Below are 25590 nucleotides of genomic sequence, written 5' to 3' on the forward strand. Positions count from 1 at the left end.
TATGGAAGCAAAAAGAAAACAAGACTTAAAAACAGCGAGGACACTTCAAATCTGGAACGTCATCTATGACCTAATCGAAGTGGTTGTCTCACTTCTAGCGGGATTCACAGCGAACAGTTCGGCACTTATCGGTTGGGGGCTTGACAGTACCATTGAGGTCATAAGCGCGGGAACCTTGGGTTGGCGATTACACGGTGAAATCAAGGGAATTGACGACAAGCGCGTAGAAAAACGTAAAATGATAACGCTCAATGTCATCGCCATATCCTTTGCGCTCATCTGTGTATTTATTTCCTATGATTCCATTTCAAAACTTATCAGTCAAGAAACAGCCTCGTGGTCTACCGTCGGAATAGTGATTCTGTTGGTTTCCCTGATAGTGAATCCAATTTTGATTTACTACAAACGAAAATATGGACATAAGCTCGACAGTCCAGCATTGCTTGCAGATGCTAAGGACACCTTTATCTGCCTCTACCAAACCGTGGTCGTACTTACGGGGCTATTGCTCGTACAATGGTTGGGCTGGTGGTGGGCAGACCCTGTTGCAGCTTTGTTGATAGTTCCCTATGCCGGAAAGGAAGGCTGGGAAGCCTTTACCAAAGCGAAAAATATTAGAAAAACACTCGGTAAAAAATGAAAGAAATTGAAAAAAGATTGAATGAAAACGATGTGCGCCCCACGGCGATGCGCATTCTGATTTATAAGTATATGGCCGAAAATGAAGTTGCTGTTGCCCTGACGGATATTGAAAATGCTTTCGCGAAAGCGGACCGAACTACCCTTTTCAGAACCTTAAAAACTTTTGAACAAAAGGGTGTGGTACATCAAATAGACGACGGAACTGGTGTTCATAAATATGCGCTATGTGAACCAGGTTGCAATTGCGAGCTTGAACAAGATTTGCACCTGCATTTCCATTGTAACAATTGCGATGAGACCGTTTGCCTGACCGAACATAAGATTCCGCATATAAACCTGCCCGAAGGCTTTGTGGCAGAGGATGCCAATTTGGTATTGAAGGGCATTTGCGACAAGTGCAGCGGACAATAATGCACTTCCGTTGCATAGGTCAGATACATACCTTGCACTTCAAAAATGAATAATAAATTATGAAATTTAATACCACCATACCAATAGGCCTTAGAGCATTTTATTTAGATGAACTGAACCTCTATCGTTCTTCATTGCAAAGTGGAAATCTGACCCAAGCTTGGCACCATCTTGAACGTTCCCATATCCTTGGCCAATCCTACCCGTTGGAACATACCTATACCCATTGGCTAATGTTGAAATTTGGCTTACGCCAGCGAAGCATAAAAGAAGTTCTGGGTCAAGTGTTGCGTCTTTTGGTCGGTGGCTGGAAATCATTTATTGACCACGTACCTATTGGAAATACGGGTGGTATTAACGTACCGCCTTTGAAAAGAATGGAAATGCCCGAAGACATAGCCAAAATTTTAAAGAAATACCGAAAAACTGAATGAAAAAGAAAAAAGTAAACTTACGGGATTTAGACCCCAAAGAACATCAAGGGGAACACAGTCACGATGACGGACATAACCATAGCAGTCCCGAAGAAGCATCCAATTTTAAGACCTACCTGCCCGCTATTTTCAGCTTTATAATGCTGATTACTGGTATTGCAGTTGATTATTTTGATGCGTTTCCTTTTTTTAAGGGATGGGTGCGGATTGTTTGGTACACCGTTGCATACATTCCTGTTGGGTTTCCTGTAATCAAAGAAGGCTGGAACAGTATCAGGAACGGCGATTTTTTCACGGAATTTTTCCTTATGTCCATCGCTACCTTGGGGGCATTTGCCATAGGCGAATATCCCGAGGGTGTGGCCGTAATGCTATTTTATGCCGTGGGCGAACTCTTCCAGAACGCTGCAGTAAATCGGGCGAAGGGAAATATAAAGGCACTCTTGGATGCACGACCCGATGAAGCATTGGTTCATAGAAATGGGGATTTTGTTTCGGTCAATCCGGAAACGGTCGAGATTGGTGAAAGAATTCAGGTTCGCGTAGGCGAAAAAATTCCTTTAGACGGCATTTTACTTTCAGAAAAAGCATCGCTGAACACGGCTGCCATTACCGGTGAAAGCAAACCCGATACCATCGCCAAGAGCGAAAAAGTCTATGCGGGAAGCATCAACTTGGATGGGGTCATTGAAGTAAAAACGACCAAAGAATTTAAGGACAGTTCCATTGCCCGGATTTTGGATATGGTTCAGAACGCCACCGCCCGAAAATCTAAAACGGAACTGTTCATTAGAAAATTCGCCAGAATTTATACACCCATCGTGGTTTTCCTTGCCATCGGACTGACGTTTTTGCCCTATTTCTTTGTGGACGATTATGTGTTTAGGGATTGGCTCTACCGCGCTCTGATTTTCTTGGTAATTTCCTGTCCCTGTGCCCTGGTCATATCCATTCCCTTGGGCTATTTCGGCGGATTAGGTGCGGCATCCCGTAACGGTATTTTATTCAAGGGTGCGTCCTTTCTCGATGCGATGACCAAGGTGAATACCGTGGTAATGGACAAAACGGGTACCGTTACCAAAGGGGTTTTCAAGATTAAGGAAGTGGTCAACAAATCCGCTTTTGCAGAAGCGGAATTTATGCAATACCTGATGGCGATGGAAGAGCAATCCACCCATCCCATTGCAAAGGCAATTCTGGAATATAAGGCCGATGGTGCGGATTTTGAAGCGACCGAAGTTTCTGAAGTGGCAGGAAAGGGACTGAAAGGTAATGTCAACGGAAAGCAGGTATTGGTAGGCAATAAAGCCTTGATGGTTTCCAACGGCATCGAAGTTCCCTCTGAGACCGATACTATAGTCGAATCCATAGTAATGGTAGCCATCGACGGAAAGTTTGCCGGAAGTGTAACCATTGCCGATGAACTGAAGGAAGATGCCCACCAAGCCATCAAACAGATACGAGAGGCGGGTATCCCTAAAATCATAATGCTCTCGGGCGACAAGGATTCCATTACCCAACAGGTGTCTGAAGAATTGAATATCGATTGGGCGAAAGGTGGTCTGCTACCGGAAGATAAACTGAACGAAGTCGAGAAACTCAAAAAACAACCTGATACCACAGTAGCCTTTATGGGCGACGGTATCAACGATGCGCCAGTACTTGCTGCAAGCGATGTAGGTATCGCAATGGGTGGTTTGGGAAGCGATGTGGCCATCGAAACAGCGGATGTTATCATCCAGACCGACCAACCGAGCAAGATAGCGAGAGCAGTCAAAATCGGTCGTTCCACCCGTAGGATTGTCTGGCAAAACATCGGTCTGGCCTTTGGGGTAAAGGTAGTTGTTCTTATCCTTGGTGCCGGTGGTTTGGCATCAATGTGGGAAGCGGTGTTTGCCGATGTTGGGGTAGCATTGTTGGCAATTTTTAATGCTGTGCGTTTACAGAAAAAGAAATGGGAATGATATAAATTTTAGAAGAAATGCTATATTTCAATTATGCCTAAAAACAAACCAGTAAAACAGCATTATATTCCTCGCTCGTACCTTAAAAATTTTGGTGTTGAAGGAAAAAACGGCAACTATTTTGTTGATGCCTACAAGTTAGAAGATGAATTTCTGTTGGAACAAATCAGTACAAAAAGTATTTGCTTTAAAAAGAATCTCTACACGATTCCCAATGCCGAAGTCGATAAAAAATATGCTTTGGAACATCACTACGCTGAACACGTAGATTCAGAGTTTCCAAAGATTTATACGCTACTGACAGATGAAAAGGTAATGGTTCTAACGCCTGAACAAAAAAGACAGGTATTATACGTTTGCCTATCGCTCTACTTCCGTACCCCAAAAGTTCTTAATCATCAGAATGCGTTCACTGACCAAATTTTAGATAGGATGTTGCTATATGCTAATGCTAACGGCGATGTAAAGTTCACTTTTGAAGAGGAAAAATATGAGTTCAATAAGAAAGACATTGATACGGTTAGACACGAATTCAAAGAGCGGAATAGACTAAAATTCATAGTTAATCATTTGGAAAGGTGGAAAGAATTTGTAGACTTCAAATACGATTGCACTATAAATGTACATCGAATCGATGATGCGAATGCACCTTTAATTACCTGCGACAATCCAGTCTCGATTCGTGGCATAAACTCAACCCGATTCGAAGGTCTATTTAATCCAGATTCGGTAATTACCTTACCACTGGACACTAAATATTATCTGGAAATCTTTCCGAATAGTATTGCCGACGGTCAAACCAGAATTAACAGAATGGTTCAAGATAGGGATTACGTTTTTACAACGAACGCAATTATCCAAAGTAATGCAGAAAAATTGATAATTGGTAAACCCGGAACGATTGAAAGGCATTTCGAGATTCAATCAAGCTATGAAGATGACGAGAATGCTGAGAGGTTTGTTGAAAAAGCAAAATTCAAGCTTGAAGAAATGCAAAATTTTCACAAAATTTGCGAGACTTCAGGATTTCCATCAGATGAAGCGACTGCACAGCTCAAAAAAATGGTGGCTCACAAGTATTTTAAGAACGAAAATCAGTTGCTACAATTGAAGCGATTGCTTATTGTAATGGGACAGTGGAAATAACAATGAGCTTGAATTCTATCTTGTAATGAATATATATTTAAATATTTGCTTAAATAATTATATAATTGTAAATTTGCTAAAAATTAATTATGGCTCTTGAATTAAGTTGCACCCGTGCCGAGGCAGACCAGAAGCAATTGATGCGCTGTCGTGATACGTTGAAGACAAGTTCAGAATTAATCAATGGTGTTGGAAAGGTACTGGCCCTGGCAGGTAATGAGACCAGACTAAAGATTCTTTTCCTGTTGAACGAGGAAGGTGAGCTTTGTCCATGTGATTTTTCAGATATTTTGGAAATGAGTGTCCCAGCAATTTCACAACACATTCGAAAAATGAAGGATGCCGGATTGATTACTTCGAGACGAGATGGCCAAACGCTATATTACTCTTTGGTCAAAGATTCAAGCGAAGTGTTGGAAGCAATATTCGGTAGGCTTAAAGAAAACAAAAAAGTAGCATAGAATGAACACATCTAAAGCATCAAATGCAGCTTGTACTGGAATAATTTCAGCAATAGCGGCATCAATATGCTGCATAACCCCAGTTTTGGCATTGATTGCAGGAACAAGCGGAATTGCCTCGACATTTTCTTGGGTAGAGCCCCTTAGACCTTATCTCATAGGCCTGACCCTATTGGTACTTGCATTTGCCTGGTACCAAAAGCTGAAGCCAAAATCCCAGGACGAAATTGATTGTGCCTGTGAGGATGACAAACCCAAGTTCATCCAATCAAAAATGTTTTTGTTTTTGATGACAATTTTTGCGGGTATGATGTTGGCGTTTCCCTATTACTCACATTTTTTCTATCCCAATCCTAGCATTGGGAAACAGGTCGTTTACGTATCTGAAAACAATGTGGGTGAATTGAACTATTCCATTCAGGGGATGACCTGTGCAGGATGTGAGGCCCATATTGAACACGAGGTAAATAAATTGGAAGGTATTTTGGAAGTGGATGCGGACTACGGAACATCCAGTGCTCTGGTGAAGTATGACAAGAGCAAAGTAACACCTGATGAGATCGCTTCCGCCATTGGAAAAACTGGTTACCAAATCATTGAGTAATGGAGGTTATCTTAAAATCCACGATTACCTGCCCTAACTGTGGTCATGAAAAAGAGGAGGAAATGCCAACCGATGCTTGCCAGTTCTTTTATGAATGCAATGATTGCAAGCAAGTAATTCGTCCAAAAGAAGGCGATTGTTGTGTATTTTGTTCTTATGGCTCTGTCGCCTGTCCACCCATACAGAATCGATCTTCCTGTTGTTGACCAAAATATTTGGGGACCACCCCATCCACAACCGTATATTGCAATGAAATTGAAACCTATGATACCGAAAGATTTAAGCCAAGACATCAAGACGAGACTTCAAAGCATCAACGGACAGGTGAGCGGACTGGTCAGGTTATTGGACGAGGGTTCTGACCCCGAAAAAATTCTGGTTCAGTTCAAAGCCGTGAAGAATGCATTGGACAAGGCACATTATCTGCTCCTTGATGAGACCTATCGAAAGACCCTTGCCATTAAGATATCGGAAACTGTTGAGGCTTGTCCTGGAAATTGTGGCAACGAAGAACGTATCGAATTTATAAGAAAGCAATTTCCAGATTTGGAATTGGACAGCCTAACGGAAAAGATGAAGGAAATTGATGCGTTAAAGGCCAAGCTCGAAAACTACAAAAATGATTGACCCCACAATCACAACCTATTTAATGACCCGCACGTGTGGGTCATTTTTTTTGAAATTTTATTTGGAGACCACCCCACCCACCATTCTACCTTTGATTCGTTGTTTGAATTCAATGACGCGTAAAGAAATTTTAAATAGATAAAAAAATAGAAATATGAAACGTCAAGTGTAACCCTCCCTTTTCTCGGACCATTGGTTAGACAACTTTTGTTTGTTCTTCCAAGCAAGCTTGCTTGGAAGAGAATTCCTTTTCATAACGTTCCGGGGTGATCCCACCCAGGGCCTCGTGTGGCCGTTTCATGTTGTAATCCTTTATCCATTCCTCGGTCAATATGCGTACCTGTGAAATATCCTCGAACAGATGTGCATCAAGTACATCCTGTCTGTAGGTACGGTTGAACCGTTCAATGAACCCGTTCTGCATGGGCCTTCCCGGCTGTGTGTACTGGATATCTATCCCTTGGGCCTCGCACCATCTCGTGAAATCGAGCGCAAGGAACTCGGGGCCGTTGTCCACCCTGACCTTTTCGGGCCTACCGTGTTCCCCGATGGCCCTCTTCAGTACCTGTACCACGCCCATGGCAGGGAAACTGAACTCGGCCTCCACGCCGATGGCCTTCCTGTTGAAGTCATCGATGATGTTGAACGTCCTGAACCTTCTCCCGTGCACCAATGAATCGCTCATGAAGTCCATGGACCATGTCATGTTCGGACCATCGGGCAGCACCAAGGGCTCCTTGACCCGCTTGGGTACTCTCTTTTTGGTCTTTCTCCTCAAGTTCAGGCCCAGCATCAGGTATACCCGCCTGACCCGCTTCTTGTTCCATTTATGGCCTTCCAGTCTTATCCGCTGATAGTATTTGTCCTGTCCTTCCCTTGGCTTGGCCACGGAAAGTTCCAACAGTTTGTCGATTACCTCACTGTCATCTTTCACAGAGCGGTAATAGTACATCGATTTTGGGAACGTCAATGTCCTGCAGGCCCTGGTGATGCTTACCCTGTAATATTCCCTCAGGTAGGCCACCATGTTTTTCCTCTCACCGGGGCCTACCACTTTTTTGAGAGCACGTCCTTGAGCATCTTGTTGTCAAGGGCCATGTCCGCATACATCTGCTTGAGCTTGCGGTTCTCCTCCTCAAGTTCCTTCAGGCGCTTGAGCTCGAGGCTGTCCATCCCCGAATATCGTTTCTTCCAATTGTAAAATGTGGCCTTGTGGATGCCCATCTCCCTACAGATCTGGTCCACTTTGACCCCTGATTCGTACTGCTTGATGCAGGATACGATCTGGCTCTCGGTAAACTTGGTTCTCTTCATAATATCTGACTGTTAAAATTAAACTTTTTGTCTAATTCAAACCAGTCCGATTTTTTGGGAGGGTTACAGTCGCCCTTAACATATCTGATAATGTCATCTTTTCGGCAATTTTCGAATTGGGCAAACAAATCTTCCAAGGGCTCCAATATGCCCAATGAATCATTGGGCTGTCCGCTAAATTCTGCAATCCTTTTCCAATCTCCTGCTAAATTATTTTCGGTAAACAAAAGGTTGACTTGTTGTGAACTTTGGTCGTCTTTTTTGCAAGACCACATAACCAACAAGGAAAGTGATAATATGTAAATTGTTTGTTTTGGCATTACTTGATTGACATAAAGTTACATCTTATCCTAACACTAAGTACATCTATTTTAAAGAACTATAGTTAGATAGGTTCCAAGTTGTTTTAAATGGCCATTCACTAAATAATTTCAAAATACAAATAAGATTCTTGCATTGGAATTTAGACCTGTTGGGTTGTTAAGGCCAAAAAGGTCTATCCGATTAGCGATGTTGCTTTTACGTTTCCCGTCGTTTTCCTGAAATCTCAAGTATTTTGACCTGATAGACAATCGGATTTCCCCTTTCGTATAATTTGCTCGAAAATTCATTGATAAACTGAACCTCTCTCCGTTCTTTTCTACGGATAATGCTCTTCACGCCTTCGGTAAAAAGGTGTAACTTTTGTTTGGCAATGTTGCCCTCTAGTTCTTCGAATGTACCGTGCACCATGGCCGATTCCCAATTGAACATCGATTGTATTTCTTCGACCTGTACGGTGACGGAGTTGTTTTTTCGCATCGCATCGATTTTATGGCCTTCCGAGGTATAGCTAATGATCGTATTGTCCGTAGGGTCAAAATAATAGGTAATGGGAATCACATGGGGCTTCCCTTGCCATAGATAAGCCAAGTGGCCGAGGTAATTGTTCCTGAGTACGCGTTCGATTGCGCTAGTTGTTAAATCTGTCATTGTTATTGTTTTTCGATATTACCAATCGTTTTATATGTATTGTGTCAAGTGTAGTTACCGCTTGTATTCCGCCACTGATTATAGATTTTTTTAAGCTGTTGTGCCGCATGGTTTGCCGCTTGAATCGTAAAGGCGGATAAACGAGTTAACCATTTAACCACTTGCCAACATATTATAATCTATAATTTTTTAAAAACCTTAAATGCGGAAGAAAGGTTAGAAAAAACATGGTTGTGCGTACCATTTGGTAAGAAATCCAATTACCCAACTTATTGAATATACCGGCTCTTTGTCTTAGGCTCTCCTTTGTAATTTCGCTACACTGGCTTATAACCATTTCAAAGTCAGCCCGAAGGTTTTCGGCAAATTCTCCGGAATGGACTTCTACGTTCATTTCAATACTGCCATAGCAACTAAGACTGTTCAAGTTAAATGAACCTATGGTAGACCATTTGTTGTCAACCACCGCAGCTTTACCGTGTACTACGGATTTGTTCCATTCAAAAATTCTCACATGACCGTCTAGAAAAGAGGAGTACAAATGTTCGGTTGCCCTACGCACCAAAGGCACATCGCTAATACCCGCTAAGATCACCGTTGTTCTTATTCCTCTTTTACACGCCTTTTTCAAAGCCTTTGCCAATCTGTTTCCAGGTAAAAAATACGAGCCCACGATTACTATTTCCTTTTTGGCATGTATAAAGGCGTTCGTGTAGGCATCACAGACTTCTGTTTTTCGCTGCAGCCAGTCGTTTTGTAAAATTCCCACGAGTGCGCTACCTGCCGAATGTAATACTGGCGGTATTTTTTTTGAACTCCCTTTTTTGAAAAAATAATCGCTACACAATTTTTGTAGATTTTCAGCTGCCGGGCAGTTCAACTGAACGGCATAGTCCAACCAAGGTTCCGAACCTGTGGTTCCGTGGTATTTATCGGCAATATTGATTCCGCCTATCAATGCCATTTTTTCATCGGCGACCACAATTTTATGGTGCATCCGCCTGCCGATATAAAAATTGTTCAAAGAGAATAAAGGCGAAAAAAAACGAAATAAAATACCATGCTGCACCAAATCCTGGGTAAAACTATTGGGTAATGCAGCGCTACCATAGGCATCCAATAAGACATATACCTTTACTTTGCGTTGAGCGGCTTTCTTCAAACAGGAGGCTATACGGTTTCCTGTTTCATCATTTTCAAAAATGTAGGTCTGTAAATGGATTTCTTTTTCTGCCTTATCGATTAACTTTTCCAGCCTTAAAAAATAGTCTTCTCCCGAACGAACCAATTCAATATATTTCGAATCGTCAGCAGCATTTTGAAGTGCCGTTTTACTACGTTTTCTAACTGCATATCTATGGTCCATTGTTACCCTTTTTTATGCTGGTTGGCCAATAAGGGCCCGTCAATCCCTTCATTTGGTCGCTTCAAAAAGTAAACCAGTCCCATAGCACCCAAAATGGTTGCACCGGCAATAATAAAAGGGTAATAAAACCCTCCCGCTATCAGCCAAGTCCCCAATACCGGACCCAAAATTTGACCGATACTGTTCGTGGAACTTTGAATGGATATATTCCTTCCCGTGTTTTCCCTGGAAATCAAAGAAACTGCCGAAAGCAGGTTTGGTGTCACCATGGCTCCCCCAGCTGCGAAAATTATTATTGTTACATAAATGTATAGTTCACCGCTTACAAAAGGGAAGACAATTAACGAAACACCGGATATTAATAACCCCAATGTTATTTGCTGCTTTGAGGTCAGTATTTTTTCGCCATAGGTCGCAAATACAGGCTGTAAAATGGCCATTACAGAACCACAAAGCATAAAACCAATACCCACCTGATTGGTTGTAAAGGCCAACTCATCCTTCGCATAAATTGAAAACACGGTCTCAAACAAGGTAACCACAAACTGCATCGCAAAGGATAAGAGCAACAAAATGATAAAATAGTTACTCAGGGAAAAACTGAATTTGACTGCCTCAGAAGCAATACGATTTTTTATTTCGGTATTCTTCAGCCATTTTATGATTATCAGCAATACCACAAAGCCCAAAAGAGCGGCCAAAATAAAGGGAACCGAAAAACGGTCTAAGTGGAACACTCCAAAAGAGTATGTATAGTGTAGGTTCGTTTGCGACAGAAATCCCCCCAGAACAGGGCCAAATATCACACCGGAACTGATAGCGACCCCGGACCAGGCCATTATTTTGATTCTTCGTTTTTCTGAGGTAATATCACTTAAATAGGCATTACTGACAGGAACGACCGCTGACGTAAAGATGCCCCCTATGATACGGGCCATATAGAGCATCGACAGGGAAGTGGCAAGACCCGTTAGCAAGTTCATCACGACAAATCCTACAAGCCCCAATAGTATTATAGGTTTACGGCCGTATTTATCGGAAAGCTTGCCCCAGACGATAACGAACAAGAGCTGGAACAACGGATAAATACTGGTCAACATTCCGATATGGAAGTTGATAAGGTCCGTATCCAGATTGTCTTTTAGAGCCAGTCTTTCCGTGTAATAGGGGAGGGTAGGCAATAAAATACCGTAGCCGAGCATTACCACAAATAAACTCAACAGCACTAAAAATATCCTGTTGAGTTTGTCCTTTCTATTCATTACTTTTTCCCGATTTTTCTTTTCAATAACTGGGCGTTAATGGCAACGATAATTGTACTCAAACTCATAAATACAGCACCTACTGCTGGGCCTAAGACAAAACCGGATGAATATAAGACACCTGCGGCCAACGGGATAGCCACTACATTATATGCCGTTGCCCAAACCAAATTCTGAATCATTTTGTTATAGGTGGCTTTACCGAACAGTATGAGGTTGGCAATATCTTTAGGATTGCTATTCACCAGAATAATGTCGGCTGTCTCAGCGGCCACATCTGTACCTGAACCCACTGCTATGCCAATATTTGCCTTTGCCAATGCCGGTGCATCATTGACTCCATCACCTGTCATAGCCACAAACTCTCCTTTGTCCTCCAGTTCATCAACAATTTCGACTTTTTGATGGGGGAGTACCTCGGCATAATACCCATCCAAACCAAGTTTGTCACTCACAGCTTTGGCTGTTTTTTCATTATCGCCCGTAGCCATTAAGACTTTGATGTTATTCTTTTTGAATACTTTGATGGCATCGGCAGATTCTGGCCGTATTTCATCAGCCAGCGCAATATAGCCTGCTAATTTTCCATCTATTAGAACAAAAACTACGGTCTCTGCGGCATCGCTGTAGGCATCTTCGGGAATTTCGATTTTTTCATCCCGAAGATATCCCGGACTTACTACCTTGACATCTTTACCCTCTACGATTGCCTCTACACCCTTGCCCGTTATGGCGTTGAAGTTTTTGGGCTTTGGAATCTCAATGTTCTCTTCTTTGACTTTTTTGATGATACCTACGGCAATGGGGTGTTCGGAGCTTTGTTCCAGAGCGCTGGACAGCCTTAGTATTTCATCCTCGCTGTATGATTTGTCGACCGACTCGATTCTGTTCACCCCAAAATCACCTTTTGTAAGAGTTCCGGTCTTGTCAAACAACAAAGCTGATATTTTACGGGATTCTTCAAAGGCCGTTCGGTTCCTGATCAATAAACCATTTTGGGCAGATACTGCGGTAGATATTGCGACAACTAACGGAATGGCAAGTCCTAATGCGTGTGGACAAGCAATAACCATAACAGTCACCATTCTTTCCAATGCAAAAACAAATGGGAAACCTAAAATTAGCCAAACAGCCAATGTGCCAAAGCCAATGGCCAAAGCAATATAAGTCAGCCATTTGGCTGCCCGATCCGAAAGGTTCTGCATCTTCGATTTTGTGCGTTGGGCCTCATCGACCATCTTGATTACCTTGTTTAAGTAACTGTCCTTTCCAGTATGCTCTACCTTTACCCTTAAGGTACTATTGCCATTTATGGAACCTCCGATGACCTTATCTTGCACTTCTTTTTTCACCGGCTTCGACTCGCCTGTGAGCATCGATTCGTTCAGGTAGCTGGATCCTTCAGTGATGATACCATCGGCAGGTACTTTCTCGCCGGGTTTAACCAATATGATGTCATCTTTTAGTAAATCCTCTAGTTTTACATCTTGAATTTTATCGCCCACAACTTTATGGGCCTCAGCGGGCAGCATACTGACTAAAAGTTGGAGTGCCTTGGATGCTCCGAGCACCGATTTCATTTCCAACCAATGTCCCAACAGCATGATAACGATCAAGGTGCTCAATTCCCAGAAAAAGTCCTCACCAGGGAGGCCGAAAACCGTGGCGGCGCTATAGAAATAGGCTACACTTATGGCCATTGAGATTAGGGTCATCATACCAGGACCCTTGGATTTTATCTCATTGTAAAAACCTTTTAAGAAAGGCCAGCCGCCCCAGAAATAGACGAAGGTGGATAGTGTAAATAGGATATATGGATTTCCGGGAAGCAATAGGTCATACCCAAAAAAATCCTGAATCATGGGTGAGAAGAACAGAATGGGAATGGTCACAATCGTGCTTACCCAGAACCGTTTTCTAAAGTCCTCCACCATCATTTTATGGTGGTCGTGACCCATTTGTCCGTGAGCGGGATTGTGTCCCGAATGGTCTCCACTTCCATGATCCATTTTTGAATGGTCTTCTTTGGTGTGTTTCATTTTGGAATGATCTATTTTTTTGTTCTTTTGATCTTCGTGATTGTCCATAGTATTCTATTTAAGGGTTATCGTAATTTTTTTCGCATTGCTTCCGAGATATTTTCAGCATAGACCCCATAGGCATCTACCAAAAGCCCCTTTATACCATCTTTTGATGAAATGGCATAAAGAACACTGTTATCGTCCGTACTGCTCATACCTTCAAAACGATGGGTTTCATCCACATCAAAATCTTCAGGATGGATTTCCAATTCCAATGAAGCACATTTTATACAGTCGGGGGCCAAATTAAAATCATAGGTATATCCCCTGATCTGTAAATCATTAATTGCCTCTGATAGGGTGTCATAGTTTCTCATCATTTGTTATTTGTATGTCATCGTAAAATAGCTACCGTCTTTCTCGGTAAATTTCTGGAATGATAACAAGTTCTTACTTGTAAGTTTTTCACTTGCAACATAGTCCAATTGTTTAATTCGTATTCCTATGGCGTAGGCCTTTATGTTGATTCTGGATTTGATTGTTTTTCCATTTCCATTGGATTCCAACACGCGGTCATAAATTTTAATCTTACTATTGGAACCAAAGAAGTTCAACAATCCCGAATCAAAGCTCATTTCGAGTTCAACATTCTCTAAGTTCGCAAGGTCATAGAGTTCCTTGAAATTTTTGGACACTGTATTGATTTCGGTTTCCTTGGATTTTGGCTTTGAAAAAGGAAAGGCCATTACCATAATACTGGATTCATCAGGTTTGCATCGGTAGGTGGTGGTATATTTATCGGTGGAAGCTCCATTTTCATCAAAGAGTTCGGTCACAACCTCTATTTCATAATATCCATTGGCTTCTTTTAGCTTTCCGGCTTTAAAAGTTTGCTTGTTCAGAAAGTCTCCATTTTTATCAAAATTTTCCCGTACAACCAGTCTATCGGACAATTGCCCGATCAACATTTTATCTTGTGGGTATGCGGAAAAAATCATAAAAACGTATGCTATTAAGTACAATCCTATTTTCATATGTGGTGCATCAATTCTTTTACTTCCTTGGCGATTACATCGCTCAAATCAATTTTATTTGACTGGTGTGGAATCGTGTTGCAGGTAATGATATCCTCCACATATGCGTCCCACAGATCCTGATAGGCATTTCCTGAGAATACGGCATGGATACCTATGCAAATCGGTGGTTTCATTCCTACATTTTTTAAATGTTCCGTTGTTTCTATCATGGTCCGGGCGGTAGAAATAATATCATCTACCAAAACCGGTGTCGCTTCCTTATATTTATCTACATCGGGCACGGAAACCTCAACATCACGGTCGCCATGACGAACCTTTTGTAACACCGTGAAGGGTACTCCCGCTTTTTTTGCCACATCTGAAACCCATTGCTCGCTCTCGGAATCGGGTCCGATGAGTACCGGATTATGAATGTTTTCCTTGATGTATTTTGATATTTCGTCCGCCGCATGGATGACCCTGTTCGGAATATTGTATACCTCCCTCAACGAATGTATTCTATGCAAATGGGGGTCAATGGTCGTGATGCTATCGGCAAAACCTGAAATCAATTTACCGAAAAACCCGGAGGTAACCCCTTCTCCTTTATTGAACACCTTGTCTTGTCGCATATAGGCCAAATAGGGAACCACCAAGCAAGTGCACATAGCGCCCAAAGATTTTGCGGTGTGGCTTAAAAAATACAATGGCAATAGTTTTTCATCGGGTTCGTGCAAGGTGCAGACCATGACCACACATTTGTCTTTTACATCGGAAAGGATTCGAGTATAAGATTCCCCGTCAGGAAATTTGCGTATGGTGCATTCCCCGATTTCCACTTTCATTTTCTCCGCTAACAATTCCGTGAGTTCTTGGTTTCCCGGAAGACTGAATAATATAGTTTGCATTTGTCCTTTTTTTTATTCTATTGTTATAATATCGTCATGGCTCTCATAATATTCCAAAGCATAGTTCAACTCCCCTTGCGATTCTGCAAAGAGCGTATAGAGTAACTGGCCTTTTTCTATTTCATGGTTCAAATGAACGTTCAATAAAATACCGGCAGATTTGGATTGGGGCGCACCGGATAGTTTGGCAAGTTTTGCAATCTTTCTATTGTCGATACGTCGTAAAACACCTGTTTTTTTTGCTTTTATTTCGAATTTATACGGTTTTAGAAGGGGTTGTTTAAAATTACCTTGGGCTTTACAGATAGCGAGAAATTTGTTGTATGCCTTACCTGATTCCAATAGCCCTCTGGCGGTTTGCTTCCCTTTTCCCGATTCGATTTCGCCAGAAAGCTCTAATAGTTCGCCTGCCAACAGAACAGCCCTTTCTGTTAAATCTTTCGGGGCATCAACTTCATTCTTGAGTACACTAAGGAGGTCCATTGCTTCAAGGGCTGGACCAATACCTCTGCCGACTGGCTGTGTGCCATCTGTAATAACTACTCTTGTATTAAGGCCAACAGCTTTGCCCACGACTTCGAGGTGTTCCTTAAGCTTCATGGCAGCGTCATTGGTACGAACCTTGGCCGTTTCGCCGACGGGAATATCAATGACCACATGGGTAGAACCTGCTGCCGCTTTTTTGGAAAGTACCGATGCAATCAACTGCCCTTCGCTATCAATATCCAAGGCTTTTTCAATTTTGATGAGCATATCATCTGCCGGACTTAATTGCGCGGTACCACCCCAAACAAAACATCCTCCTTCTTTTTCAACAACAGCTTTGATTTCTTCCAAAGAAAGGGTAACATTGGTCAATACCTCCATGGTATCGGCTGTTCCTGCCGGGGAAGTAATAGCTCTCGATGATGTTTTGGGCATGGTAAGCCCGTAGGCTGCAACAATGGCCACAACGATAGGCGTTGTTCTGTTGCCTGGCAAACCGCCGATACAATGTTTATCGACCACGATTTTCTTGTTCCAATCCAATTGTTTTCCAGAAGCGATCATGGCTTTTGTGAGATCCGAGATTTCATTGACATCCAATCTATTTCCGGCACAGGCCGTAATAAAAGCCGAAAGATGAATGTTGGAGTAATCTCCTTCAACGATATCCGTAATAATTTCTTCGAAGGCCGTATAAACTAATTTTTGATTGTAGATTTTGGCCCTTACATGGCTTAAGGAATCTATAGGTTCCAAGTGCGACACCCTTAGTGTTTCATTTCCGGACACTTTTAATTTTTTCGCCGCCGCTTCCGATAAGCCTATCTCTCCGGCTAGCAGTACATCCGATGTTATTACATTAAGACTGGCAACGATGGACGTGCTGAAACTGGATACACGGATTCTTGTCAATGCTTCAAAACCTTCGGAAACGCATACATGGCAATCTTCCCGCATATAGACCACATGCTCATTCTGTGTATAAATGCCCAAGTGTTTATATTTTAAAGTACTTGATTTTTCTCCCATAACTCTTTTCGTTATTTTATATTTAATAGTTCTGGTGATGCCCCAATAGTATTCCTATAATCAAGCCCATAAGCTGATCTGATTAGTTTCTACGGATTCTATGCTATATAAATTGGGAATTTCAGAACCCCAATCATAGGTTTCCTTAAGGCCTTTTTGCAATGCCTCCGCACTTTCCTTCTCTCCGTGAACAATAAATATCCGTTCCGGTTTCTGTTCGACCTTGCTTAGCCAATCCAATAGTTCGGCATGGTCTGCATGCGCCGAAAGACCTTCTATTTCTGCCACTTCCATTTGAAAGGATACTGTTTTTCCGTATACTTTCAATTCCCTGTCGCCTTCCAGCAATTTTCTTCCCCGACTTCCTTCGGCCTGATAGCCAACAAAAAGCAATGTGTTATTGGGGTTTTGAGCCTGGGTTTCGAGGTAATTAAGCATTCTGCCCCCTGTGAGCATTCCACTTCCGGCTATGACGATTTTAGGTGTATCATTACTTCTCAATTCCATAGTTTCATGATAACTGCTTACCACGGTAAAATAGGAACACATTTCGTCGCACTCGTTATCTTCCAACCTGTGCCAATCTCTAGTATGATGGAACAGTTCCAGTACGTTGGCCCCCATTGGGCTGTCCATAATCATCTGTACTTTGGGAATTTTATTTTGTTTTAATAACCTCCAAAATATCAGCATCATCAATTGGGCACGCTCTACGGAAAAACTTGGTATGAAAAGGCTTCCGCCCCTTTCAATGGTTTTGTTGACCAATTTTTCAATTTCGGGAAGTGCCTCCGCCTCTTCGGGATGAAACCTGCCGCCATAGGTCGATTCCATAAAAAGAACATCCGCCTTTTTTGGTTTTAGCGGGGGATATAGCAATAAATCGTTGGTTCTGCCGATATCCCCTGAAAAAACAAAACGTTTTCCGAGAACATCCAATTCAATGTAGGTAGCACCTAGGATATGGCCGTTGTACTGAAATCTAGCCTTTATGTTTTTCATTAAGGGCAGCCATTGGCCGGGGGGTACTCCCTTAAAAAAGGGAACGGTTTTTTCAACATCCTTTAAGTCATAAAGTGGTTCGGCGGGGCTGTGTTTGGAATAACCTTCCTTATTGGCACGTTCGGCTTCCTGTTCTTGAATCTTGGCACTATCGTTCAATATGATTTTGGCAATGTCCAGGGTGGGGTACGTTCCATAAATGGGTCCCTTAAAACCCTGTTTGACCAATCTGGGCAGATAGCCTGTATGGTCCATGTGCCCATGCGTAAGCAAGACCGCGTCAATTTCCGAGACTTCAACGGGTGGATACTCCCAGTTTTTTAGACGTAGTTCTTTTAGCCCTTGAAAAAGACCACAATCAATCAAGATTTTGCGTTCGCCGGTATCCAAGAGATATTTTGAACCGGTAACGGTTCCGGCAGCTCCTAAAAAGTGAATGTTTATTTTGTCGTTTTTCATTTATAGTACCCGTTTAGTTTCCCCCACAGCAGGAAGGCGTGTTCCCCTTATCTTGGTTCGATTTGCATAACACCGTTATTTCTTTATATAAATCGTGAAAGTCCTCTTTGATAAGAAAAGCTAGTTTCTTGGCCGATTTAGGTTCGGAGTTTACCATCTCCAGTAATGTTTCAAAGGCCTCTTCAAGTAACCTTGGTTCATCTTCCATTGCTTGGTAAAATGGCTCTAGGTCTATACTGTTCTGTTTTTGTAATGTTTCTGTTCTCATCTGTTTTCTTTTTAGGATTGATCAATGTTTATTGGTTTAATGTGCTGTGCATAATTCTTCTGAATCTTCGAGAATTTTTTTTTGTCGTTGCTTGGCGATACCTATTTGCCCCAAAAATGATGGGTTTTCGCTAATGTCCTTGCAGAGCACAATGCCCTTATCCAATAATTTGGATTTCTCGGCCTTTGTCAATGTTGTTAAAGAGGTTAAGGGATGTAGGCCGGATCTGTCTATGCGTTCTTTCAGACCGTTCCCTTTCGGATAATCCCAACTTGTAAGCATCAGCCCAACACAGGTACCATATTGTATGGCATCGGTGGTAAAGCGGGTATTGGTATAAACACCCCCTTGATGAAACTTGGTTTTATGGCCTTGCTGTTTTTCCCATTGTTTTTCCACATCCAAAAATCTTGATTGGATATAGAGCGGGATTTTCACATTGCAAAACCGGCCCTGATCACTATGGTATTTACATTCAATCATATAATGCTTGTTGTCTTTTTCAGCTATCACATCTACTTCATGCTGTACACAATTGCCTTGAACGATTACCCCGACTTTTGTATCAAAACCTTCTTGACTCAATATGGCCCCAACAAATTTTTCAAAGGGATAACCCGAAGGCCCGAGTTCCATAAGGGCTTTTTTTAGTTTATACCGCGAAGCGCTCACACGGGCCTTGCTCTTTAGCATCCTAAAGGCACTTCGGTATATTTCTTTGGTGGTCATGCCATGGGATACACTGTCCCTAATTTCATTGGCAATTTCTTGAACAAGCGTTTCGTCAGCCTTTGAACGGCGCAATGATTTGATGAGCTTGTTGATATCGAATTCCTCAAGTTCACCGGAATATTTTCTTATCTGTACCTGCTGGGGCATTCTCTATATTTTAATGGTCATCACTGGTAGCGAAGAATGGTTGGCGACCCCTTCTGTAATGCTTTTTGAAAACAAACTTAAAAATCCTGTATTCCCATGTGTACACATGGCAATCAGGTCCGCTTTGTTCTGTTTCAAATATGTATTGATGCCGGTTTCAACTTGGTTCTCATTATACACGTTCATGGAGAAATTCTTGAGTTCGGGAAAACCCTCCAAAAACTTTCGTATGGGATCTAGGCCAAGGGCGATACTGTTATGGTCCGATGCCGTGTTGATGCGTAATAGATGAATTTTCGCATTACATTTTTCTGCGATAGAGAGCACTTCCCTAAAGGCATCGCTGACATCTTCCAAAAAATCTGAGACAAAGACGATATCCTTGAAAGGAAACCTTACATCATCTTCTTTTACCACAACGACCGGTACATCGGATTTTCTTACCAAACGTTCTACGTTACTTCCGAGAAGTTCACGAACTATGCCCTTGGTGCCACTGCTTCCTGTAACGATGAAATCATGGTCATAGTGGCCTGAATGTTTCAGGATGTTGTCTTGATCAACATGAAATTGTAAAAAGGTCAGGCATTTTAGATGTTCTTTTTCGGCCTTTTTTTCCAGTTCACGTAACGAGGCTTTCGCTTTTCCAATTTTTTTGAGGGTTTCTGGATACCGTTTTTCCTTTTGCTTATCCAATTTGACCCAATCGACAGGAGTCTTTAATAAATGGAAAAAATGAATTTCCGCATTATAAAGTTTGGCGATTTCAATGCCCAAATCGGCGGCTTTGTTGCAATTTTCTGAGAAATCCGTGGGTACGAGTATATTTTTCATAGTGCTATTGTTTTTAGGTTTATATAGATTTAAGTACTTCCTATGGAAGCTTGTCGTTTTATTTGCTGGCTACTTCGTTTCCCGAGTCGATTTGTTTTTCAAAACAATCCAGATTATGTATGGTGGTTTCGGCAATATTGGTCAGTGCCGTATCGGTCAAGAAGGCCTGATGGCTCGTTATCAGAACATTATTGAAGGTCATCAAACGAGCGATTACATCGTCCTGTAAAATCTCGTCAGAATGGTCTTCAAAGAACAGTCCTTCCTCTTCTTCATAGACATCCATACCAAAATACCCGACCTTTCCGGTTTTTAGCCCATGGATGACCGCTTTGGTATCTACCAGACCGCCTCTGCTCGTATTGATGAGCATAACACCTTTTTTCATGACCCCAATTTGCTCGGCATCTATTAAATGTTTCGTGTCGGTAGTCAAAGGCACATGAAGGCTGATGATATCCGATTCGCTGCATAGCGTTTTGCAGTCGGTATAGCTGGCACCAAATTTTTCTACTAGGTCTTCATCCTTGTTGACATCATAGGCTAGAATTTTACAGCCAAACCCATGAAGGATTTTGACCAAGACTGCGCCAATCTTTCCGGTGCCCAATACCCCAACCGTTTTGCCGTTCAAGTCAAAACCAGTGAGTCCGTTTAAGGAAAAGTTCTGTTCACGCACTCTATTGTTGGCCCTAATTAGTTTTCTGTTCAAAGCCAATATGAGTGCGACCGTGTGTTCTGCAATGGCGTAAGGCGAATATGCGGGAACACGAGCCACCTTGATGTTTATTTCATCCGCCTTTTCCATATCCACATGGTTGTAACCAGCCGAACGAAGAGCTATGTATTTGACTCCAAATGCAGCTAATTTTTCTAGTACGTTGGCGGATGCATCATCTCCTGTAAATAGGCTGATGGCCTCCGAGCCTTTTGCCAAGGGAACGGTGTGCTCGGACAATCGTTCCTCTAGTAGCCTCAATTCATGTTTGCCGTCATTGGCGGATATTAAGTAGGATTCTTCAAACTTATGGGTGCTGAATACGGTTGTTTTCATTTGCGTTCTAATTTTATTTACCAAAAATCTTTACGAGTTCGTACAATTCGTCTTGTACCTGGTGTTGTTTTACCACTTGGTTAAAAGGCGTGAGGCTAAGTTCGTTGTTGAGAATACCGACCATAACGCTCTTTTTTTCGTGCAAAAGGGCCTTTACCGAAGCTGCCCCAAGTCTTATCCCCAACATACGATCGGCAGCGGAAGGGTTTCCACCGCGTTGCACATGCCCCAGTTTTGTGATACGGAGGTCTACCTTCGGATTTAATTCCTTGATCTTTGATGCCGCTATTTCGGCACCAAGTTCATCGCCTTCGGCAACTATGGCAATTAAGGCTTCTTCGCTATCATAAACACTTGCCTTTTCGAGCAAACGGACAAAATCTTGTCCGCTTTCCGGCACTAAAATGGCATCGGCACCTACGCCCAATCCAGAATGCATTGCTATATATCCACAGTCCCTTCCCATTACCTCAATTAGAAATATTCGGTTATGTGATTCTGCCGTATCCCTGATCTTATCAATGTTTTCGATTGCCGTATTCACTGCGGAATCAAAGCCCAAGGTGAAGTCGGTTCCGGCCATGTCATTGTCTATGGTGCCCGGAATACCGATAAATGGCAGTTCGCAAATCTCCGAAAAGGCGAGCAGCCCCTTAAAAGTACCATCACCGCCCACGGCGATAAGTGCATCGATGTTATTTTTCCGAAGGTTCTCTAGGGCCTGCTGTCTTCCCTCTTTAGTTAGGAATCTTGCGCTTCGTGCGGTCTTAAGAAAAGTACCGCCCCGATGCACTAATTTTTGAAGTTCCCGGGTATCCAATTCGACTAAATCTCCATCGATTAGGCCTTCATAACCTTTACGAAAGCCACTTAATCTTATGCTGTTCACTTCGGCAGTTTTTGCAATGGCAAATAAAGCTGCATTCATACCTGGGGAATCCCCTCCCGAGGTAAATACCCCAATATGTTTCATATTCGTGTTCATGATTTAGTGGTTTTAAGATTAGCGGTAATCAGATCGGGTATTTTTCCGTAAAACCGATTGAAAACCATACAAGCCGTTAAGTCTCCGGTAACATTCACAGCAGTTCGGAACATGCCGAGCAAGCGCTCCACCCCGATTATTATGATAATCCCCTCAGAAGGTATTCCGGCCCCCGATAGTACCGAAGCCAGTATGACAACGCCACCTCCGGGTATGGCCGGGGTTCCGATCGAGGCCGCAACGATCGTAACGACGACGACAATAATATTTAAAAGGCCCATTTCAAGGCCATAGGCCTGTGCTATGAACAAAGTCGTTATGGTCTGGTAGAGGGCCGTACCATCCATGTTTACGGTAGCCCCGATGGGAATTATGAAATTACTGATAGAGCTATCTACTTTCAGTTCTTCCTCTGCTGTTTTCAGCGATAAGGGCATGACCGCCGCAGAACTTGTAGTCGAGAATGCTAAAAGCTGGACATCCGTAATTTTTCGTAAAAATTTAAGAGGATTAGTCCGGCCAAGTGTGCTTACCAATAAGAGGTAGATAACAATCAACATAAATAGGCCCAACAGTACAACGAGTACATAAAAACCCAAGCCTGAAAGGGAGCTTAACCCGACACTGGATGTAAGCTGGGCCATCAATCCGAAGACTGCCACCGGCACCAACAACATGGCCCACTTTACTACGGTCATACAGATTTCCTGTACGGCACTCAAAAGTAATTTTACCGGTTTGAGCAAATCATTTGGTAACGACAGAACGGCTACCCCTATGATAATGGTAAAAATGACAATGCTCAACATTTCGCCACTTACCATAGAGGCCAATGGGTTTTCGGGCAGTAAATCCGTTATGGCATTCGGAATATCATTTATTCCAAAGGATAGTTCCGAACTTTCGGTATTATCGGCCAATGCATTTGCATGATCCATTTCCGCCTGTTGGTGCAGATACTTTCCAGGTCTGAACAGCGCGGCTAGCACCGTTCCTATGGTTACCGATATAATTGTTGTTGATATAAAATATAAGAGTACACCACCCCCCAACCTTTTTAGATTTTCCTTGTCGTTACTGGCTATGCCCGTAATGATAGAAGCCACGATCAAGGGAATCATGATCATTTGCACCAATTTGAGGAAGAGCATTCCCGGTAGGGCCAACCAATTTCCCAACATATCGGCAGTCGCCTTACTGACCCAACCGTTTTGAGGACTTAATAATAACCCGAAACCTACACCCAAAAACAAAGCGATAATCACTTTTAGCCATAACCTGCTCTCTACCAGTCTCTGCAAGTAATGATTTAATGATTTTAAAGATTTTATTTCGGTTTCGAACATGGTGTTTTATCACTTAGGCTATCGTTATTTTTTCCTCCAAATAAACACTTTGGACCGCATGCAATAATTCTACCCCTTCCTTAATGGGTCGTTGAAAAGCTTTTCTTCCCAGTATCAGACCCGAGCCTCCTGCCCGTTTGTTTATGATTGCTGTTGTAATGGCCTCGGTCAAATCGGATGCTCCTTTGGATCCCCCACCGGAACTGATCAGTCCTACTTTGCCCATATAGCAATTGGCAACCTGTAAACGACACAAATCGATGGGGTGTTCGGTGGTTAGGGTTTCATACATGGCATCGTCATATTTCCCAAATTGAAGGTCTTTAAAACCGTAATTTGAAGTGGGCAGTTTTTGTTTGATGATATCCGCCTGTATCGTTACCCCAAGGTGGTTGGCTTGTCCCGTTAAATCTGCAGCGGTGTGAAAGTCCTCTTTGTCCGTTTTGAAAGCGTCATTTCGGATGTAACACCACAAAATCGTGGCCATACCGAGGCTATGGGCCTCGGCGAAGGCTTCCGCAATCTCCACTATCTGTCGATTACTTTCCTTAGATCCAAAATATATGGTCGCCCCAATAGCAACTGCGCCCATATCCCAAGCGTCCTTGACCTTTCCGAACAAGGTTTGGTCGTAGGCATTGGGGTATGACAGTAGTTCATTGTGGTTTATCTTCACGATGAACGGTATTTTATGCGCGTATTTCCGAGCGTACAGACCTAATACACCAAAAGTCGAGGCCACCCCGTTACAACCTGCGCCAATGGCCAGTTTTATAATATTCTCAGGGTCAAAATAATCGGGGTTTTTATAGAAGGAAAAAGCGGCACTATGCTCGATTCCCTGATCTACGGGAAGTATGCTTAAATACCCTGTATCCTTCAGGTTGCCATGCCCGTACAATTGGGCAAGACTTCGAAGCGTTTGTGGATTACGATTGCTGTTGACAAAAACTTTGGAGACAAAATTTTTATCGGGCAATTGCAGTTCATCCTTGGTAATCTTTTCGCTAACATGATCTAAATAGAAGGACGCTTTGTCCCCCAACTGCTCTATTAATTTTTCGTGAGTGTTCATTCTTGTTACTATTGATTAATACCTAGACTTTTATTGGTCTTAGCGATGGATTTATTACCATCCATCTCGATTCCGGTAAGTGCCCGAATGGCGTCGATCGTCTCAGGAATTACAATCGCTTGATTGTCCACAACGTAGGCATAAAAGAGTTCATCGCCCACCACTTTTAGCATATCTTCCCATAGGGCTACTTCGTACATGTCGCCCCAAGGCCTGCCCATATCCAAAAACATTTCCTTGATGGTATTGTTGGAGACCAAGCCTTGATCGTAGTGAATAAACTTGATTCTACTTGAGGTTTTGAGGGCGTTCAACACCTCTTCCTTAGATGTTTCTTTCTTTAGCTTCACGTTCCAGTAATGCATGTGGCTCAAGGTTTGGGGAACTTTGACCGCTGAAGTAATGACATCCAAATCCGGATCTACACTCTGTGCATCGGGACCTTGGTGGCTCGGGATTTCTTTTTCCGGTACCATGGTGTTCATAATCCCTCCTAAATGACTTTCCCAAGGGTCGGTCGCCCTTCTTAAAAGTGTGCCACGTGCATAATCCAGTAAATTGGCCCTTTTTAAAGCGGTCAATGTTCTCAAGATTGATGTGGTATTACAAGAAACCACTCGGGTTGCATTGATATTCAACGCCGTGTTATAATTGTTTTCAGCACTAAAGGAGTGGCCTGTTGTCTCGTGCTTTTCGCCACCGTGCAGAATGAATTTGATGTTGTGTGTTTTATAGGTTTCCACATTTTTCGCCGCAATCTTTTTTGGGGTACAATCCACCACAAGGTCCACTTTATCCAATAAGTCCTGCATATTGCCCATTACCGAAATGCCCGAAGCCTTCATTTGTTTTTCTGCTTCGGTGGTTGCCGCATAGATATCATAATCCTTTCTTACAGCGTTCTGTATGCGCCAATCGCTGATAATGTCGCAAATCCCGACTAGTTTCATGTCATCCTGTACCTTTATGGCATCGGCAACTCTTTTGCCAATGACCCCGTATCCTACTACTGCAATATTTTTCAT

At 42.6% G+C, this 25590-nt stretch carries 28 protein-coding genes; 9 read left to right on the plus strand and 19 right to left on the minus strand.

The genetic code is table 11. The annotated features are described in order from the left end of the window. Position 1: 1 nt before the first annotated feature. The 9 genes from GGE08_RS10635 (at position 2) to GGE08_RS10670 (ending at position 6289) form a co-directional block, all read left to right on the plus strand. Entirely contained in the window at positions 2–640 is a 639-nt protein-coding gene (locus tag GGE08_RS10635) for a cation diffusion facilitator family transporter (RefSeq protein ID WP_179384860.1), read from the plus strand. Then, a complete protein-coding gene (locus tag GGE08_RS10640; protein ID WP_179384861.1) occupies positions 637–1053 on the plus strand; it encodes a Fur family transcriptional regulator in 417 nt (138 codons plus the stop codon). The genes GGE08_RS10635 and GGE08_RS10640 overlap by 4 nt, the downstream gene beginning before the upstream one ends. A gap of 59 nt (positions 1054–1112) precedes the next feature. Next, complete coding sequence (locus GGE08_RS10645) at positions 1113–1487, plus strand: DUF3703 domain-containing protein (RefSeq protein ID WP_179384862.1); 375 nt, start codon at positions 1113–1115, stop codon at positions 1485–1487. Beyond that, entirely contained in the window at positions 1484–3451 is a 1968-nt protein-coding gene (locus GGE08_RS10650) for a heavy metal translocating P-type ATPase (protein ID WP_179384863.1), read from the plus strand. Before GGE08_RS10645 ends, GGE08_RS10650 begins: the two co-directional genes overlap by 4 nt. Positions 3452–3484: 33 nt before the next feature. After that, on the plus strand, positions 3485–4597 hold the full coding sequence (locus GGE08_RS10655; protein ID WP_179384864.1) for a DUF4238 domain-containing protein: 1113 nt from the start codon (positions 3485–3487) through the stop codon (positions 4595–4597). 89 nt (positions 4598–4686) lie between these two features. After that, the gene (locus tag GGE08_RS10660) at positions 4687–5058 is read left to right on the plus strand and encodes a metalloregulator ArsR/SmtB family transcription factor (RefSeq protein ID WP_179384865.1); all 372 of its coding nucleotides are present in this window, start codon (positions 4687–4689) and stop codon (positions 5056–5058) included. 1 nt (position 5059) lies between these two features. Continuing rightward, the gene (merTP, locus tag GGE08_RS10665; RefSeq protein WP_179384866.1) at positions 5060–5662 is read left to right on the plus strand and encodes a mercuric transport protein MerTP; all 603 of its coding nucleotides are present in this window, start codon (positions 5060–5062) and stop codon (positions 5660–5662) included. Further along, positions 5662–5868, plus strand: a complete 207-nt coding sequence (locus tag GGE08_RS16120; RefSeq protein WP_257024006.1) for a GDCCVxC domain-containing (seleno)protein — start codon at positions 5662–5664, stop codon at positions 5866–5868. Before merTP ends, GGE08_RS16120 begins: the two co-directional genes overlap by 1 nt. Positions 5869–5926: 58 nt before the next feature. Then, on the plus strand, positions 5927–6289 hold the full coding sequence (locus tag GGE08_RS10670) for a metal-sensitive transcriptional regulator (RefSeq protein ID WP_179384867.1): 363 nt from the start codon (positions 5927–5929) through the stop codon (positions 6287–6289). Between the two features lie 196 nt (positions 6290–6485). Here the strand turns inward: GGE08_RS10670 and GGE08_RS10675 are convergent, their stop codons facing one another. The 19 genes from GGE08_RS10675 to GGE08_RS10760 all read right to left on the minus strand — a co-directional run bounded on the left by GGE08_RS10675 (position 6486) and on the right by GGE08_RS10760 (position 25590). After that, the gene (locus tag GGE08_RS10675) at positions 6486–7316 is read right to left on the minus strand and encodes an IS3 family transposase (protein ID WP_257024007.1); all 831 of its coding nucleotides are present in this window, start codon (positions 7314–7316) and stop codon (positions 6486–6488) included. 20 nt (positions 7317–7336) lie between these two features. After that, entirely contained in the window at positions 7337–7603 is a 267-nt protein-coding gene (locus GGE08_RS16045) for a transposase (RefSeq protein ID WP_036378989.1), read from the minus strand. 519 nt (positions 7604–8122) lie between these two features. After that, positions 8123–8575, minus strand: a complete 453-nt coding sequence (locus GGE08_RS10680; protein WP_179384869.1) for a pyridoxamine 5'-phosphate oxidase family protein — start codon at positions 8573–8575, stop codon at positions 8123–8125. 172 nt (positions 8576–8747) lie between these two features. Continuing rightward, positions 8748–9941, minus strand: a complete 1194-nt coding sequence (locus GGE08_RS10685; protein ID WP_179384870.1) for a phosphatidylserine/phosphatidylglycerophosphate/cardiolipin synthase family protein — start codon at positions 9939–9941, stop codon at positions 8748–8750. Between the two features lie 2 nt (positions 9942–9943). Further along, on the minus strand, positions 9944–11203 hold the full coding sequence (locus tag GGE08_RS10690; protein ID WP_179384871.1) for an MFS transporter: 1260 nt from the start codon (positions 11201–11203) through the stop codon (positions 9944–9946). Continuing rightward, positions 11203–13290 (minus strand): copper-translocating P-type ATPase, encoded by a 2088-nt coding sequence (locus tag GGE08_RS10695; RefSeq protein WP_179384872.1) that lies wholly within the window; start codon positions 13288–13290, stop codon positions 11203–11205. Before GGE08_RS10695 ends, GGE08_RS10690 begins: the two co-directional genes overlap by 1 nt. Positions 13291–13307: 17 nt before the next feature. Next, complete coding sequence (locus GGE08_RS10700) at positions 13308–13601, minus strand: phosphoribosylpyrophosphate synthetase (RefSeq protein ID WP_094997470.1); 294 nt, start codon at positions 13599–13601, stop codon at positions 13308–13310. Positions 13602–13607: 6 nt separating this feature from the next. Beyond that, complete coding sequence (locus GGE08_RS10705) at positions 13608–14222, minus strand: hypothetical protein (RefSeq protein ID WP_179384873.1); 615 nt, start codon at positions 14220–14222, stop codon at positions 13608–13610. Positions 14223–14254: 32 nt separating this feature from the next. After that, positions 14255–15148 (minus strand): ribose-phosphate pyrophosphokinase, encoded by an 894-nt coding sequence (locus GGE08_RS10710; protein WP_179384874.1) that lies wholly within the window; start codon positions 15146–15148, stop codon positions 14255–14257. Between the two features lie 12 nt (positions 15149–15160). Then, the gene (locus GGE08_RS10715; protein WP_179384875.1) at positions 15161–16663 is read right to left on the minus strand and encodes a thymidine phosphorylase family protein; all 1503 of its coding nucleotides are present in this window, start codon (positions 16661–16663) and stop codon (positions 15161–15163) included. Positions 16664–16723: 60 nt separating this feature from the next. Then, a complete protein-coding gene (locus tag GGE08_RS10720; protein WP_179384876.1) occupies positions 16724–18124 on the minus strand; it encodes an MBL fold metallo-hydrolase RNA specificity domain-containing protein in 1401 nt (466 codons plus the stop codon). 13 nt (positions 18125–18137) lie between these two features. Further along, a complete protein-coding gene (locus GGE08_RS10725) occupies positions 18138–18392 on the minus strand; it encodes a hypothetical protein (protein ID WP_179384877.1) in 255 nt (84 codons plus the stop codon). Positions 18393–18428: 36 nt separating this feature from the next. After that, positions 18429–19271 (minus strand): ATP cone domain-containing protein, encoded by an 843-nt coding sequence (locus GGE08_RS10730; protein WP_179384878.1) that lies wholly within the window; start codon positions 19269–19271, stop codon positions 18429–18431. 3 nt (positions 19272–19274) lie between these two features. Beyond that, positions 19275–20105, minus strand: coding sequence for a universal stress protein (locus tag GGE08_RS10735; RefSeq protein ID WP_179384879.1), 831 nt, complete (start codon positions 20103–20105; stop codon positions 19275–19277). Between the two features lie 58 nt (positions 20106–20163). Continuing rightward, positions 20164–21159, minus strand: coding sequence for a 2-hydroxyacid dehydrogenase (locus tag GGE08_RS10740; RefSeq protein ID WP_179384880.1), 996 nt, complete (start codon positions 21157–21159; stop codon positions 20164–20166). A 13-nt stretch (positions 21160–21172) separates the two neighbouring features. Continuing rightward, positions 21173–22144, minus strand: a complete 972-nt coding sequence (locus tag GGE08_RS10745) for an ATP-dependent 6-phosphofructokinase (RefSeq protein WP_179384881.1) — start codon at positions 22142–22144, stop codon at positions 21173–21175. Beyond that, positions 22141–23490, minus strand: a complete 1350-nt coding sequence (locus GGE08_RS10750) for a dicarboxylate/amino acid:cation symporter (protein ID WP_179384882.1) — start codon at positions 23488–23490, stop codon at positions 22141–22143. The genes GGE08_RS10745 and GGE08_RS10750 overlap by 4 nt, the downstream gene beginning before the upstream one ends. A 13-nt stretch (positions 23491–23503) precedes the next feature. Continuing rightward, a complete protein-coding gene (locus tag GGE08_RS10755) occupies positions 23504–24565 on the minus strand; it encodes a class I fructose-bisphosphate aldolase (RefSeq protein WP_179384883.1) in 1062 nt (353 codons plus the stop codon). A gap of 8 nt (positions 24566–24573) precedes the next feature. Beyond that, positions 24574–25590: a type II glyceraldehyde-3-phosphate dehydrogenase gene (locus tag GGE08_RS10760; protein ID WP_179384884.1), complete on the minus strand. Its 1017-nt coding sequence runs from the start codon at positions 25588–25590 to the stop codon at positions 24574–24576.

Source organism: Allomuricauda sp. ARW1Y1 (genome assembly GCF_013407935.1).
In the GTDB taxonomy this organism is placed as follows: domain Bacteria; phylum Bacteroidota; class Bacteroidia; order Flavobacteriales; family Flavobacteriaceae; genus Flagellimonas.